Raw genomic sequence first — 15,912 nt, forward strand, 5'->3', positions numbered from 1 at the left:
GCTTGGCGAATCCGACGATGATACAGATCACAGCCCTGCCCGCCTTCACCGACAACTACATCTGGTTGTTACAAGACCACCGCAGCAAACGCTGCGCGGTGGTCGACCCGGGTGATGCCGCCCCGGTACACGCCTGGCTTGCGGCCAATCCGGGCTGGGTACTGAGTGATATTTTGATCACTCACCACCATCATGACCACGTCGGCGGGGTCGAACAGCTGAAAAAAGCGACGGACGCGAAAGTCTATGGTCCGGCCAGCGAAAAGATCCCGGCGCGGGACGTTGCGCTCAAGGACAACGAGCGCATCAGCGTGCTCGGGCTGGACTTCGATATCTTCGCGGTCCCCGGCCACACCCTGGGACATATCGTCTATTACCATCACGGCTTGCTGTTCTGCGGCGACACCCTGTTTGCCGCCGGTTGCGGGCGGTTGTTCGAAGGCACGCCACAGCAAATGTACAGCTCGCTGACACGTCTCGCGGAGTTGCCGGAAGACACGCTGGTCTACTGCACCCACGAATACACCCTGAGCAATCTGAAGTTTGCCGCAGCCGTCGAACCGAACAATCCGGATACGGCCGAACGCCTGGCCAAAGTCACCCGCCAACGGGAATCCGGGATCATGACGCTGCCGTCGACACTGGCACTGGAAAAGCTGACAAACCCGTTTTTGCGCGCCGGTGAAACATCCGTTAAAGAAAAAGCGGACGAACGGACCGGCACCGATAACTCGGCGCCCGATATGGTTTTTGCTGCGCTTCGCGCTTGGAAAGACACGTTCTAAAGGGGTCCCCAAAGGCTGTAACAATTCTGAAAGGTTGACCGCGCAGGGTGCGCTTTCTAGAATCGCCCGACATTTTTGCCCGGAACTTACTTCCAGCCAATGTCGTCACCTATTCGCAAAGCCATCAGTTCCGACGCATTGACCCGCCTGGCTCAAGCCATTGCGGTGGCTGTGTCCGCCACCCTGGCGGGCTGTTCCAGCCATGCGCCGCAGACCGATGCGGCGCACACGCAGAACATCGCCGCGCGCGCCAAGCAGAAGCCGATCTGGCTCAGCGAAAAGCCCAGCCCGCAAATTCCACAGGACGTCTGGGAGCGTATGCGCCAAGGCTTCCAGTTGCAGGACGGGCTGGGTGTCAACCCGCGTATCGAGCAGCAGCGCCTGTGGTTCGCCAGCAATCCGTCTTTCCTCGAAAACGCCGGTGAACGTGGCAGCCTCTACATTCACTACATCGTCGAGCGCCTTGAAGAACGCAACATGCCGCTGGAACTGGCCCTGCTGCCAGTGATTGAGAGTGCCTACAACCCGATGGCCTATTCCCGGGCCAACGCGGTGGGTCTTTGGCAATTCATCCCGTCCACCGGGCGTTACTTCAACCTGCGCCAGACCCGTTTCTATGATGGCCGTCGCGACATCACCGCGTCGACCACCGCCGCGCTGGATTACCTGACCCGCCTGCACGACATGTTCAACGGCGACTGGATGCTGGCCCTGGCGGCCTACAACGCCGGCGAAGGCACCGTCAGCCGGGCCATCGAGCGCAACGAGCGTCTCGGTCTGCCGACCGATTACTGGAACCTGCCACTGCCCTCCGAAACCCAGGCCTACGTGCCGAAGTTGCTGGCGCTGTCGCAAGTGGTGATGGCGCCGGAAGCCTACGGCGTGAACCTCAACCCGATCGCCAACGAACCCTATTTCCAGGTCGTCGAAATCAACCAGCGCATGGACCTGTCCAAGGTCGCTGAAGTGGCCAACATCGACGAAGATGAACTGTTCCAGCTCAACCCGGCCTTCAAGCAGCGCACCACCATCGACGGCCCGCAGCACCTGCTGGTGCCGACTTCCAAGGCGCAACTGCTGACCAGCAGCCTGCAGACCATGCGTCCTGAAGAGTTGATCAGCAAGAAATCGCTCAAGCCGGTCTTCGAAGGTGCCGACGACACCCAGGTCGCCAGCGCCAGGCGGTCCTACCGGGTCAAGCGGGGGGACAACCTCGGCTCCATCGCCAAGGCCAACAACGTTGACGTGAAGGACCTGCAACGCTGGAACAAACTGACCGGCAAGAATCTCAAGCCCGGCCAGACCCTGGTGATGCAGGACAACAGCAAACGCAGCTCCGGGCGCGTCAACACCGTGATTGCCGCCAACTCCAAAAAGCAGCAGACCAAGTACAAGGTCCAGCAAGGCGACTCGCTGTACATCGTGGCCAAGCGCTTCAACGTCGAGATGCAGCACCTCAAGCGCTGGAATCCTCGTGTCGGCCAGGCGCTGAAGCCCGGCCAGATGTTGACAGTGGCCAATCCGCATTAAAAAAGAGCCCCTGATTTCAGGGGCTTTTTTATGTCTTCACAGTTTTTGTGGGCTGCTCAAAAACCTGTGGGAGCGAGCTTGCTCGCGATGACGGCGTATAAGTTTGCATTGATGGCGACTGACACGCCGCCATCGCGAGCAAGCTCGCTCCCACAGGGATTGTGGCCCGGCCGATATTACGCATTTGCCCCCCGTCTTTTTCCTGTCCATACAAGCTGTTACTGTACGGTCCACAAAGCCCAAGCCGCCTGGATCGGATCTCCTATTTGAAGCGTCCCCTGCCCCTGCTCCTGATCAGCCTGGCCTTGAGCTCCACCGCAAGCGCGACGATCAGCGAAAGCCATGGTTATGCGCAGTTCGGCACGCTCAAGTACCCGGCCCGATTTACCCACTTCGACTGGGTCAACCCGCAAGCGCCCAAAGGCGGTACGTTGCGGGTGATGGCGTTTGGCACCTTCGATACGCTCAACCCGTACACCTTCAAGGGCACCAGCCCGGTCACCACGCCGAACTTCCTGCAATACGGCATCAACGAACTCAACGAACCGCTGATGGTCGGCACCGGGCAGTACGCGCCGTCGGGTGACGAGCCCGCGTCCAGCTATGGCCTGATCGCCCAGTCGGTGGAGTTCAGCGAGGACCGCAGTTGGGTGGTGTTCAACCTGCGTCCTGAAGCACGCTTCCATGACGGCACGCCGATTACCGCCTTCGACGTTGCGTTCTCCTACCGCACGCTGCTCAAGGAAGGGCATCCGCTGTACCGCACCAACCTTCAGGAGGTGCTGCGGGTCGACATCCTCAACCCCCAGCGCATCCGTTTCGTGTTCAAGCGCGCCGGCAATCCGCTGCTGATCCTGCGCCTGGGCGAAATGCCGGTGTTGCCACAGCACTACTGGAAGGGCCGTGACTTCAAGGCCACCACGTTCGAACCGCCACTGGGCAGCGGGCCGTACCGCATCACGACGGTCACGCCAGGACGCCAGATCGTCTTCGAACGGGTCAAGGATTATTGGGGCAAGGACCTGTCGGTCAATCGCGGCAAGTACAACGTCGACCGCATGGAAGTCGAGTTCTACCGCGACAGCGACGTCGCATTCGAGGCGTTCAAGGCCGGTGAATTCGACATCTATATCGAGCATCAGGCGAAGAACTGGGACACCGGCTACAACTTCCCCGCCCTACGCCGTGGTGACGTGATCAAGGCACAGATTCCCCACCAGATCCCGACCCAGACCCAGGGCCTGTTCATGAACAGCCGCCGACCGACTTTCTCGGATGCCAGGGTCCGTGAAGCACTGGGGCTGATGTTCAACTTTGAATGGACCAACCGCGCGCTGTTCAGCGGTGCCTACAAGCGCGCCATGAGCTATTACCCCAACAGCGAGTTCTCGGCCGGCGGCTTGCCGGTCGGGCATGAATGGCTGTTGCTCAAGCCCTACCGTGAACAACTGCCGGCCAGGCTCTTTACCGAGCCGTTCAGCCTGCCGCAGACCGATGGCCGCGGCATCCCCCGGGAGACCTTGCGCAAAGCCCTCGGCCTGCTCGCCGAAGCCGGCTGGAAGCTCAATGGCCAGCACCTGCAAAACGCCGCAGGCCAACCCTTGCGCCTGGAGCTGTTGCTGGTCAACCCGAATCTGGAACGCATCCTCCAGCCTTATGTCGAGAACCTCGCCAGCATCGGCATCGATGCGCGGCTGCGCACGGTCGATCGCGCGCAATACAAACAGCGCCTCGACCAGTTCGATTTCGATATGATCCTGATGACCCTCAACCAGACCCTCAGCCCGGGCCTGGAACAATGGCAGTACTTTCATTCCAGCCAGGCGGGGGTCAAGGGCAGCAAGAACTACGCAGGCATTGCCAACCCGGTGGTCGACCATCTGCTCGAACAGTTGCTGGCCGCCCAGACCCGTGACCAGCAAGTCGCCGCCGGCAAGGCCCTTGACCGCGTGCTGCTGTGGCAGCACTACATCGTTCCCAACTGGTACCTCAATTATCACCGTCTGGCGTACCGCAACCGGCTCGCCTTTGTCACCACGCCGCCTTACACCCTGGGCCTGAATGCGTGGTGGCTGAAATCTTCGGAGAAAGATCAATGACCCCCATCCGCACCCTGCTCCTGCAGGCCAGCGGCCTGTTGTTCGCCGGACTGGCCTGCGCCGCCCCGCAACACGCCGTGACCCTGTACAACGAGCCGCCGAAATACCCGGCCGACTTCAAGCACTTCGACTACGTCAATCCCGACGCGCCCAAGGGCGGGATCTTCCGCCAGGCCGGATTCGGTGGCTTCGACAGCCTCAACCCGTTCATCAGCAAAGGCGTGCCGGCGGATGATATCGGCATCATCTACGACACCCTGGCCAAGCAAGGCCTGGACGAACCGTTCACCGAGTACGGCCTGATCGCCCGGCTGATCGAGAAAGCCCCGGACAACGGCTGGGTGCGCTTCTACCTGCGCCCCGAAGCTCGCTTCCATGACGGCCATCCGGTACGCGCCGAGGACGTGGTGTTCAGCTTCCAGATGCTGACCAAGGACGGCGCACCGATGTACCGCGGTTACTACAACGACGTGGCCGAAGTGATCGCCGAAGACCCGTTGACCGTGCTGTTCAAGTTCAAGCACACCAACAACCGCGAGCTGCCGCTGATCCTCGGCCAGTTGCCGGTGCTGCCCAAGCATTGGTGGGCCGACCGCGACTTCAACAAGGGCAACCTCGAGATCCCGTTGGGCAGCGGCCCGTACAAGGTCGGCGAAGTGAAGGCCGGGCGCTCGGTGCGCTACGAGCGGGTCAAGGATTACTGGGGCAAGGACCTGCCGGTCAATCGCGGTTTCTATAACTTCGACGTGATGACCACCGATTACTACCGCGACAACACCGTGGCCCTGGAAGCGCTCAAGGCCGGGCAGTTCGACTACTGGCTGGAGATGACCGCGAAGAACTGGGCCAACGCCTACAACATCCCGGCGGTCACCGAGGGCCGACTGGTGAAGGAGCAGATTCCCAACGGCAACCCGACCGGCATGCAAGGCTTCGTGTTCAATATGCGTCGCCCGGTGTTCCAGGATGTGCGTGTGCGCCAGGCCCTGTCACTGTTGCTGGATTTCGAATGGACCAACAAGCAACTGTTCAACGGGGCCTATGTGCGTACCCGCAGTTACTTCGAGAACTCGGAAATGGCTGCCACCGGCCTGCCTGACGCCGAGCAGGTGGCGATCCTCGAACCGTTCCGCGCCAAGCTGCCGTCGCAGGTGTTCAGCGAAGCCTTCCAGAACCCGACTACCGACGGCAGTGGCATGATCCGCGCCCAGCAACGGCAAGCCTATCAACTGTTGCAGGAGGCCGGCTGGCGCATCGTCGATGACAAAATGGTCGACGCCACCGGCAAGCCGGTGGTCATTGAGTTCCTGTTGGCCCAGACCGAATTCGAACGGGTACTGCTGCCGTTCAAGCGCAACCTGAGCGACCTGGGTATCGATCTGGTGATCCGCCGGGTCGACGTCTCGCAGTACATCAACCGCGTGCGTTCCCGGGACTTCGACATGATCGTCGGCAGCTTCCCGCAGTCCAACTCACCGGGTAACGAACAACGGGAATTCTGGATGTCGGCCGCCGCCGACAAACCCGGCAGTCGCAATTCCATGGGGCTCAAAGATCCGGTGGTCGATCAACTGGTCGAGCGACTGATCAACGCCGATTCGCGCAAAAGCCTGGTGGCCCATGCCCGCGCGCTGGACCGCGTTCTGCAATGGGGCTATTACGTAATACCCAACTGGCACATCAAGACCTGGCGCGTGGCGTACTGGAACCACCTCGGCCACCCGAAGGTCTCGCCCAAGTACGACATCGGCACGGCCACCTGGTGGGTCAAGCCCGACATCAAGCCGGCGATAGAAGTCGAAACCATACTGCAGGCCGATCCTGCGGGCACGGAGTAATCAGATGCTGGCGTACATTTTTCGTCGACTGTTGCTGATCATTCCGACCCTGTTCGGCATCTTGCTGATCAATTTCGTGATCATCCAGGCCGCCCCGGGCGGGCCGGTGGAACAGATGATCGCCAAGCTCGAAGGCTTCGAAGGCGCCACCAGCCGCATCGCCGGCGGCGGTGCCGAAGTCTCGGTGGCAGGCTCGGCCTATCGCGGCGCCCAGGGCCTGGACCCGGCGCTGATCAAGGAAATCGAGCACATGTACGGCTTCGACAAATCGGCGCCCGAACGCTTGTGGATCATGGTCAAGAACTATGCGTCGCTGGATTTCGGCGACAGCTTCTTTCGCGACGCCAAGGTCATCGACCTGATCAAGGAAAAGATGCCGGTCTCGATCTCCCTCGGGCTGTGGAGCACCCTGATCATGTACCTGGTGTCGATCCCGCTGGGGATCGCCAAGGCCACGCGACACGGCAGCCATTTCGACGTCTGGACCAGTTCGGCAATCATCGTCGGCTACGCGATCCCGGCGTTCCTGTTCGCCATCCTGTTGATCGTGGTATTCGCCGGCGGCAGCTATCTGGACTGGTTCCCGTTGCGCGGGCTGACCTCGAACAACTTCGATGAACTGAGCATGGGCGGCAAGATCCTCGACTACTTCTGGCACCTGGCGCTGCCGGTGACCGCACTGGTGATCGGCAACTTCGCGACCATGACCCTGCTGACCAAAAACAGTTTCCTCGACGAGATCAACAAGCAGTACGTGATCACCGCCAGGGCCAAGGGCCTGACCAACCACCGCGTGCTGTACGGCCATGTGTTCCGCAACGCCATGCTGCTGGTGATCGCCGGTTTCCCTTCAGCCTTTATCGGTATCTTCTTCACCGGTTCGCTGCTGGTGGAGGTGATCTTCTCCCTTGACGGCCTGGGCCTGATGAGTTTCGAAGCGGCGATCAACCGCGATTACCCGGTGGTGTTCGGCACGCTGTTCATCTTCACGTTGCTGGGGCTGGTGGTGAAACTGATCGGCGACCTCACCTACACCTTTGTCGATCCGCGCATCGACTTCGAAAGCCGGGAGCATTGAGATGAACCTGTCCCCTCTCAATCGCCGACGCTTTGAACTGTTCAAGGCCAACAAGCGTGGCTGGTGGTCGCTGTGGCTGTTCCTGATCCTGTTCGGCGCCAGCCTGGGTGCCGAGTTGATCGCCAACGACAAGCCGCTGGCGGTGCATTACGACAACAACTGGTACTTCCCGGCGCTCAAGCGCTACCCGGAAACCACCTTCGGCGGCGAATTTCCGCTGGAAGCCAACTACAAGAGCCCGTACATCCGCGAACTGCTCAAGGCCAAGGACGCCTGGGTGCTGTGGGCGCCGATTCCCTACAGCTACCAGAGCATCAACTACGACCTGAAAGTCCCGGCCCCGGCCCCGCCCTCGACGGACAACCTGCTGGGCACCGACGACCAGGGCCGCGACGTGCTGGCCCGGGTGATCTACGGTTTCCGCATTTCGGTGCTGTTCGCCCTGACCCTGACCGTGTTCAGTTCGATCATCGGCGTGATCGCAGGCGCCTTGCAGGGTTTTTACGGCGGCTGGGTGGACCTGGCCGGGCAGCGCTTCCTGGAGATCTGGTCCGGGCTGCCGGTGCTGTACCTGCTGATCATCCTTGCCAGCTTCGTGCAACCCAACTTCTGGTGGCTGCTGGGGATCATGCTGCTGTTCTCGTGGATGAGCCTGGTGGACGTGGTGCGCGCCGAATTCCTGCGCGGGCGCAACCTGGAATACGTGCGTGCCGCCCGCGCCCTGGGCATGCAGAACGGCGCGATCATGTTCCGCCATATCCTGCCCAATGCGATGGTCTCGACCATGACCTTCATGCCATTCATCCTCACCGGCGCCATCGGCACATTGACCGCCCTGGACTTCCTCGGTTTCGGTCTGCCGGCGGGCAGCCCGTCGCTGGGTGAACTGGTGGCCCAGGGTAAATCAAACCTGCAGGCGCCCTGGCTGGGCATCAGCGCCTTTGCGGTGCTGGCCCTGATGTTGAGCCTGCTGGTGTTCATCGGCGAATCCGCTCGCGATGCCTTCGACCCGAGGAAGTGAAATGAATCAGGACAATCTGATCGAAGTGCGCAACCTGTCCGTCGAGTTTGTCGTCGGCAATCGTTGTCAGCGGGCCGTCGAAGGCGTCAGCTTCGACATCAGGCGCGGCGAAACCCTGGCCCTGGTCGGCGAGAGCGGTTCCGGTAAATCGGTGACCGCGCATTCGATCCTGCGCCTGCTGCCCTACCCGCTCGCCCGCCATCCCTCCGGCACCATCGAGTATTCCGGGCAGAACCTGCTGGACCTGAAGGAAAAAACCATCCGCCACATCCGTGGCAACCGGATTGCAATGATCTTCCAGGAGCCGATGACCTCGCTCAACCCGCTGCACTCGATCGAAAAGCAGATCAACGAGGTGCTGGGCATCCACAAGGGCCTGAGCGGCAAGGTGGCGACCAAACGCACCCTGGAACTGCTGGAGATGGTCGGCATCCCCGAGCCACACAAGCGCCTCAAGGCCCTGCCCCACGAATTGTCCGGCGGCCAGCGTCAGCGGGTGATGATCGCCATGGCCCTGGCCAACGAACCGGAACTGCTGATCGCCGACGAGCCGACCACCGCGCTGGACGTGACCGTTCAGCTGAAAATCCTCGAATTGCTCAAGCAATTGCAGGCCCGCCTGGGCATGGCGCTGCTGCTGATCAGCCACGATTTGAACCTTGTGCAAAGAATTGCGCATCGCGTATGTGTCATGCAGCAAGGTTGCATCGTCGAACAGGCATCGTGCGAAGAATTGTTCCGCGCGCCGCAGCATCCGTACACTCGGGAACTGCTGGCAGCGGAGCCCGGCGGCAAGCCTGCCAGCAACGTGATCGGCCCGCCCTTGCTGGCGGTCGAGGACCTGAAAGTCTGGTTTCCGATCAAGAAAGGCTTGCTCAAGCGCACGGTGGATTACGTCAAGGCGGTCGACGGCATCAACTTCAGCCTGCCCCAGGGCCAGACCCTGGGGATAGTGGGTGAAAGCGGTTCCGGCAAATCGACCCTGGGCCTGGCGATTTTGCGGTTGATCGCCAGCAAAGGCGCCATTCGCTTTGAAGGCCAGCCGCTGGACAGCCTGACACAGCAACAGGTCCGGCCGCTGCGGCGGCAGATGCAAGTGGTGTTTCAGGACCCGTACGGCAGCCTGAGCCCGCGGATGTGCGTGAACGACATCGTTGGCGAAGGCCTGCGGATCCACAAGATGGGCACCGAGGCGGAACAGGAACAAGCGATCATTGCAGCACTCAAGGAGGTAGGCCTGGATCCGGACACCCGGCACCGCTACCCCCACGAATTTTCCGGCGGGCAACGGCAGAGAATCGCCATTGCCCGGGCATTGGTGTTAAAACCGGCGTTGATTTTGCTGGACGAGCCGACTTCGGCCCTCGACCGCACGGTACAACGCCAGGTAGTGGAGCTTTTGCGTTCGCTGCAAACCAAGTACAACCTGACGTATCTGTTTATCAGCCATGACCTGGCTGTGGTGAAAGCGCTGAGCCACCAGCTGATGGTGGTCAAGCATGGCCAAGTGGTCGAACAGGGAGACGCGCAAAGCATTTTTGCCGCCCCCCAACATCCGTATACACAGCAGTTGCTGGAAGCCGCTTTTTTGGCTCCGGCCACTGCGCAATAACCTGAAAGAGGAGCAACACATGGGTTTTCTCGCCGGTAAGCGCGTACTGATCGTCGGTGTCGCCAGCAAGCTGTCCATCGCATCCGGCATTGCTGCCGCCATGCATCGCGAGGGCGCTGAGCTTGCCTTCACTTATCAGAACGACAAACTCAAGGGTCGTGTCGAAGAGTTCGCACAGAGCTGGGGCTCCAACCCTGACCTGTGCTTCCCGTGCGACGTGGCCAGCGATGAAGAAATCGCCAAGGTCTTCGTTGAGCTGGGCAAGAAGTGGGACGGCCTGGACTGCATCGTGCACTCCGTGGGCTTCGCCCCGGGCGACCAACTGGACGGCGACTTCACCGAAGCCACCACCCGTGAAGGTTTCCGCATCGCTCACGACATCAGCGCCTACAGCTTCGTGGCCCTGGCCAAGGCCGGCCGCGAAATGATGAAAGGCCGCAACGGCAGCCTGCTGACCCTGTCGTACCTGGGCGCCGAGCGCACCATGCCGAACTACAACGTGATGGGCATGGCCAAGGCTTCCCTGGAAGCCGGCGTACGTTACCTGGCCGGCTCCCTGGGCCCGGACGGTACCCGCGTCAACTGCGTATCGGCCGGTCCGATCCGTACCCTCGCCGCTTCCGGCATCAAGAACTTCCGCAAGATGCTGGCCGCCAACGAAGCGCAAACTCCGCTGCGCCGCAACGTCACCATCGAAGAAGTCGGCAACGCCGGCGCCTTCCTGTGCTCGGACCTGGCGTCCGGCATCAGCGGTGAAATCATGTACGTGGACGGTGGCTTCAACACCACGGCCATGGGCAGCCTCGAAGAGTAATCTTCGGTCAGCCAATAAAAACCCGTCTCTTTTGGCGGGTTTTTTATGCCTGTGATTTCCCCGGCCGATGCAGCCGCCCCCTGTAGGAGCGAGCTTGCTCGCGAAAAACCCGGGCACGCCGCGTTCATCCAGACTGCGCGCGTTATCGTTAACGACCTTCGCGAGCAAGCTCGCTCCTACAGGGTTAGAGTTGTGTCAGGCATTGGGCGAACAACTGCTGAATCGGCTGAGTCCGCTGACTATAGCGCTGCAACAACACAATCTCCCGATAGAACGTCAACTCGCCCAAGGGAATGACTCGCACCCCGGCCCCATGCTCAAGCCACAACCCCGCCTGCGGCAACAACGAAATCCCCAACCCACACTCAACCATTTTGACAATGGCCTCCAGCTCATCCAGTTCCAGCGCCCCGTGCACCTCGATCTGCTGTTCGCGCAAGAACCGCGTCACCAGTCGCCCGCCAAACGAATTGCGGTCGTAGCGCACATGCGGGTGCTCGGCGAGCAGTTGCAACGGGGCATCGCCGTCCAGGTTCGCCGGTACGATCAGCACGAACGGCTCCCGGCGAATCACCTGCGCGGACAATTCCTTGGGCAGCTCGAATGGCGGCTTGATCAGGATCGCCAGGTCCACTTCCCCGGTGTCCACCTGACTCAGCAGGTTCAGTGACACACCCGGCACCAGCCTGGGCTCCAGCAAGGGCGCCTGCTGGCGCAATCGCAGCAGCGCCTGAGGCAGCAGCCCGGTCTGGGCGGTCGCCACCGCGCCGATTTTCAACTCGCCACGGTACTCGCTGACATCGTCACTGACCGCCATGCGGCTGAAGGTCTCGAGCATTTCCCTGGCCATCGGCAATGCACGCTGCCCCGCCGCATTGAGCAGCGCCTGGCGGCCGGTGCGGTCGAACAGACGGATGCCCAGGGCCTGTTCCAGATTGCGAATCTGCGCGCTGACCGCCGACTGCGTCAGGCCGATGTGCATGCCGGCCGCGGCGAACGTGCCGTGACGCGCCACGGCGACAAAGGTTTTCAGTTCTCGCAGCATGGCGGCCTCGATTGATCGACATTATTTGAGCTCGACGCAAAAATTATCGTCTTTCAATCAAAAAGCACAGGACTAAACTCAACCCACGCCCACCCACCAACGAGGTTCGCCCGATGCAGCTCTCCCCTTTTCACCTGGCCATTCCGGTCTACGACTTGCCCGCCGCCCGGCACTTCTATGGCGCGGTGTTTGGCCTGGAAGAAGGTCGGTCGAGCGACCATTGGGTCGATTTCAATTTTTTCGGCCATCAACTGGTGATTCACCTGGCGCCGAAAAACCCTTCGCAAGAGGCAGCCCACACCAACGCCGTCGATGGCCACGATGTGCCGGTGCCGCATTTTGGCGTGGTGCTCGGGATGGCGGAGTGGGAAGCGCTGGCCGAGCGGCTGAAGTCGCTGGGAACTCGCTTCGTGATTGAGCCGGGGATTCGTTTTCAGGGGCTGGTGGGCGAACAGGCGACGATGTTTCTGTTCGATCCTTGCGGGAATGCGCTGGAATTCAAGGCGTTCAAGGATATTGGGCAGTTGTTTGCCAAGTGAGGATATGCGCTGCCTGTTCGGCCGCCTTCGCGGGCAAGCCCGCTCCCACAGGGTCTTGTGGTCATCCGATCATTTGAGAACACCGCCGGCCATTGTGGGAGCGGGCTTGCCCGCGAAGAGGCCCGCCAACACAACACAGCCCTAACGGCTCATCAAACTTTCAGCCTCCCCCAACAGCTCCTCGATCGAACCATGCACAACCGGGTCATATTCGACCTGCACAACACTGAAGCGAATGTCATAACTGCGATGCGCCGCAGCGTTGCGCTCGTCGAGTATCTCATTGAGTCGTGCCTTGATCGCCCCAGTCTCCACGGTGCCAGACCCTGTCAGCAGCGCCACGAAGCGGTCGCCTTCGAGCCGGCCGACCACATCGTTTTCACGAAAGCCGATACGCAGGACATCGGCGAAGGTCTTGAGCGCATCGTCACCTTTGGCCCGGCCATACAGATAGCTGATGCGCTTGAACTCATCGAGGGAGAAGTACAGCAGCGTCGCTGGCGTCTCCAGCGCCCGGCAAGCCTCCAGCCCGAGGCGGGCCAGCGCGGTGAAGCCATGGCGATTGGACAGCAGCGTCAGCTCATCCATGCTTGCCATTTGCACACCCGCCAGCTCTCGCTCGGCCTGGCGCGCCATTTCACGCAGCCGCTCCCGTTCTTGCTGTGGCGTGAGCAACGGGCTCGCGGAACGGCCCGATTTGCCCGTTTTGCCTGAGATCAACATCGTTCACTCCCATTGCTGGTATGCACGTTAGAGTCGCCCATACCCGCATTGACTCCCTGCAAGCGTGCCGTTGGTCAGCTACCCGCCACCGGACACGGCCCTCCTGCGTCGGCCCAGCGTTTGAATTGGCTGACGAAGATGTCGTGCGGCACCGGCACCGGCGCGCGATTGCCACCCGGGTTCCAGCCCCACAGCACCAGTTTGTCGTCGCTGACGTGCTTGATCAGCGCGGCGAAGTCCCGGTCGCCGTTGCTGGTGCGATCCTTGATCATCGCGCACAGACGGTCGGCCGGCAGGCCGATCCAGGCCATCCGCTGCGCTGCCGGCGGCAGGCTCCAGTGTGGCGCCCCGGGCGGCGCATGAGGACCATAACTGGCCGGTGGATTGCTTTGCCCATGGCAGGTTGCACAGGGCAACCCGGCGGCGCCCTTGCCGTCCATACCACGCACGACATTCATCGCGTGGGGCACGCCGGTATCGAATTGCAGCGGCGAATCCCCGGGAATGTGGCAGTTCTGGCAACGCGGGCTCTGGAAGACCTTCTGCACGGTGTCGAACGCCTGCAAGGCCTCGCGGTCTTCGGCGAATACATGCGACGCGTAGGCCACAAGACAGATCAGAATCACCGTCCCGAGCAACCAGTGGTGACGTTTCATCTCACACCCCCGACAGTTGCAAGGGCAGCTCGCGCAGACGCTGCCCGGTCAGGGCAAACACCGCGTTGGCCACAGCCGGCGCCGTGGGTGGCACACCGGCTTCGCCGATACCGCCGGGTTTGTTGCTGCTGGGCACGATATACACTTCGACCACCGGCATTTCGTTGAGCCGCAGCACCTGATAGTCGTGATAGTTGGACTGCACCACCTGCCCGTCCTTGAGCGTCAGCTTGCTGTGCAAGGCGAAGCTCAGGCCAAAGGTGATGCACGACTCCATCTGCGCGGCGATGCTCTGCGGGTTGACCGCAATGCCGCAGTCCACCGCACACACCACGCGGTGCACGCGGATGGCGAGATTGTCCTGGGACACCTCGGCCACCTGGGCCACGTAACTGCCGAAGGATTCATGCACCGCCACCCCCAGGGCATGGCCATCGGGCAGCGACGCCGTCCAGTTGGCCTTCTCCACCGCCAGGTTCAATACACCGAGGTGGCGCGGATGGTCCTTGAGCAAGGTGCGCCGGTACTCCACCGGGTCCTTGCCCGCCGCCGTCGCCAGCTCATCGATCAGCGACTCCATGACAAACGCGGTGTGGGTGTGCCCCACCGAACGCAGCCACAACACGCTGATCCCGGTTTGTGGCGAGTGCAGTTCGATCTGGTGATTGGCCAGCCCTCCGATGTAGGGGCTGTCGGCCACGCCTTCGACCGAGGTCTTGTCGATCCCGTCCTTGACCATGCTCGCTTCGAGCGAGGTCCCGGCCATGATCGACTGCCCGACCATCACATGCTTCCAGGCCAGCGGCAGGCCGTCAGCGCCCAGCCCGATACGCGCATGGTGCAGGAACGCCGAACGGTAATAGCCGCCACGGATGTCGTCCTCCCGTGCCCACACGGTTTTCACCGGCACACCGGCGGCCTTGGCGACATGCACCGCTTCGCTGACGAAATCCGAGGTCGGATTGGCCCGGCGCCCGAAGCCGCCGCCGAGAAACTCGGTATGGATCTTGACCTGCTCGGGTTTGAGCCCGGTGATTTGCCCGGCGACCATCTGGTCCAGGGTCTGGAACTGGGTGCCGGTCCAGATTTCGCACTTGTCCTTGCTGATGCTCACGGTGCAGTTGAGCGGTTCCATCGGCGCGTGGGCCAGATAAGGCACACTGTATTCGGCGTCGATGGTCTTGGCCGCTTTCGCCAGCGCAGCCGGGGTATCGCCCGCCTGACCGGCGTTCAGCCCAGGGGTAGCGGCGAGTTTGCGGAAGCTTTCCAGCAGCGCCTGGCTATTGAGCCCCGCGTTCGGCCCCGGGTTCCACTCGACTTTCAGCGCATCGCGCCCCAGCTTCGCCGCCCAGTAATGATCGGCAATCACCGCAATGCCCGTCGGCACTTGCACCACTTTGTGCACGCCGGGAATCGCCAGCGCCTCGGCGCCTTCAAAGGATTTGACGCTGCCGCCAAAGGTGGGCGAACGGGCGACCATCGCCGTCATCAGCCCATCGAACTGCACGTCCATGCCGAATTTCGCCCGGCCGGTGATTTTCTCCGGTGTGTCCAGACGCTGGGTGGGTTTACCGATCAGCCGCCAGTCTTTCGCGTCCTTGAGTTTGATCGAGGCGGGGTCCGGCGGTGGCAGCTGTCCGGCGTCATCGGCCAACTCGCCGTAGGTGGCGCGATGCTCACCGGCAACCACCACGCCCGACTCTGTATGAATTTCGGAGGGAGCAACGTTGAAACGCTTGGCCGCGGCATCGATCAACATCAAGCGCGCCGCCGCGCCGGCCTGACGATAGCGATCGAACTCCATCCAGGTCGAGGTCGAGCCGCCGGTGATCTGCATCCCGCCAAACCCGGGCATACCGTAGTCGGCGGCCGATGCAGGGGAATGCTCGACGCGGATCTTCGACCAGTCGGCGTCCAGTTCCTCGGCAATCAGCATGGTCAGGCCGGTCCAGATGCCCTGGCCCATTTCCGAATGGCCGAGCAACACGGTGACGCTGTTGTCATTGCCAATACGCAGGAAAGCGTTGGGGGCAAACACGTTGCCCTGATTCTCCGCGCCCATGGCGAACCGATGGGCGCCGGGCATGACAAACGCCACCACCAGCCCACCGCCCAGCACAGCACTGCCCTTGAGAAAACCCCGGCGCGATAACGCGTTGATGCTGTTCATGG

General features: G+C 61.7%; 13 protein-coding genes. 9 read left to right on the forward strand and 4 right to left on the reverse strand.

The features are described 5' to 3' along the window. Positions 1-17 precede the first annotated feature (17 nt). The 8 genes from gloB to fabI all read left to right on the forward strand — a co-directional run bounded on the left by gloB (position 18) and on the right by fabI (position 10,777). Positions 18-785: a hydroxyacylglutathione hydrolase gene (gene gloB, locus Q8X48_RS25210; RefSeq protein WP_407801775.1), complete on the forward strand. Its 768-nt coding sequence runs from the start codon at positions 18-20 to the stop codon at positions 783-785. A gap of 99 nt (positions 786-884) precedes the next feature. After that, complete coding sequence (locus tag Q8X48_RS25215; RefSeq protein WP_126046054.1) at positions 885-2,315, forward strand: transglycosylase SLT domain-containing protein; 1,431 nt, start codon at positions 885-887, stop codon at positions 2,313-2,315. A 278-nt stretch (positions 2,316-2,593) separates the two neighbouring features. Next, positions 2,594-4,414, forward strand: a complete 1,821-nt coding sequence (locus tag Q8X48_RS25220; protein ID WP_407801787.1) for an extracellular solute-binding protein — start codon at positions 2,594-2,596, stop codon at positions 4,412-4,414. Continuing rightward, a complete protein-coding gene (locus Q8X48_RS25225) occupies positions 4,411-6,252 on the forward strand; it encodes an extracellular solute-binding protein (protein ID WP_407801773.1) in 1,842 nt (613 codons plus the stop codon). Before Q8X48_RS25220 ends, Q8X48_RS25225 begins: the two co-directional genes overlap by 4 nt. 4 nt (positions 6,253-6,256) lie before the next feature. Then, on the forward strand, positions 6,257-7,330 hold the full coding sequence (locus tag Q8X48_RS25230) for a microcin C ABC transporter permease YejB (protein WP_007979116.1): 1,074 nt from the start codon (positions 6,257-6,259) through the stop codon (positions 7,328-7,330). A 1-nt stretch (position 7,331) separates the two neighbouring features. Next, entirely contained in the window at positions 7,332-8,351 is a 1,020-nt protein-coding gene (locus Q8X48_RS25235) for an ABC transporter permease (RefSeq protein ID WP_015095378.1), read from the forward strand. A gap of 1 nt (position 8,352) precedes the next feature. After that, entirely contained in the window at positions 8,353-9,963 is a 1,611-nt protein-coding gene (locus tag Q8X48_RS25240) for an ABC transporter ATP-binding protein (RefSeq protein ID WP_407801772.1), read from the forward strand. Between the two features lie 19 nt (positions 9,964-9,982). Then, on the forward strand, positions 9,983-10,777 hold the full coding sequence (gene fabI / locus Q8X48_RS25245; protein ID WP_008028639.1) for an enoyl-ACP reductase FabI: 795 nt from the start codon (positions 9,983-9,985) through the stop codon (positions 10,775-10,777). A 184-nt stretch (positions 10,778-10,961) separates the two neighbouring features. On the opposite strand, the gene Q8X48_RS25250 is transcribed toward fabI, so the two are convergent. After that, positions 10,962-11,822 (reverse strand): LysR family transcriptional regulator, encoded by an 861-nt coding sequence (locus Q8X48_RS25250; RefSeq protein WP_407801771.1) that lies wholly within the window; start codon positions 11,820-11,822, stop codon positions 10,962-10,964. A gap of 113 nt (positions 11,823-11,935) precedes the next feature. Here Q8X48_RS25250 and Q8X48_RS25255 point away from each other — a divergent pair, with 113 nt between their 5' ends. Then, positions 11,936-12,361, forward strand: a complete 426-nt coding sequence (locus tag Q8X48_RS25255; protein ID WP_015095381.1) for a VOC family protein — start codon at positions 11,936-11,938, stop codon at positions 12,359-12,361. A gap of 141 nt (positions 12,362-12,502) precedes the next feature. Here the strand turns inward: Q8X48_RS25255 and Q8X48_RS25260 are convergent, their stop codons facing one another. The 3 genes from Q8X48_RS25260 to Q8X48_RS25270 all read right to left on the reverse strand — a co-directional run bounded on the left by Q8X48_RS25260 (position 12,503) and on the right by Q8X48_RS25270 (position 15,910). After that, entirely contained in the window at positions 12,503-13,084 is a 582-nt protein-coding gene (locus Q8X48_RS25260; protein WP_407801769.1) for a GGDEF domain-containing protein, read from the reverse strand. A gap of 74 nt (positions 13,085-13,158) precedes the next feature. Then, positions 13,159-13,740 carry a hypothetical protein gene (locus Q8X48_RS25265; RefSeq protein ID WP_407801768.1) on the reverse strand — a complete coding sequence of 194 codons (582 nt, stop codon included), beginning with the start codon at positions 13,738-13,740 and terminating at the stop codon, positions 13,159-13,161. 1 nt (position 13,741) lies between these two features. Then, positions 13,742-15,910 (reverse strand): xanthine dehydrogenase family protein molybdopterin-binding subunit, encoded by a 2,169-nt coding sequence (locus Q8X48_RS25270; RefSeq protein WP_407801767.1) that lies wholly within the window; start codon positions 15,908-15,910, stop codon positions 13,742-13,744. Between the last annotated feature and the right edge of the window lie 2 nt (positions 15,911-15,912).

Origin of the sequence: Pseudomonas sp. QLc11A (assembly GCF_052112305.1) — a bacterium.
Taxonomy (GTDB): Bacteria; Pseudomonadota; Gammaproteobacteria; order Pseudomonadales; family Pseudomonadaceae; genus Aquipseudomonas; species Aquipseudomonas laurylsulfatiphila.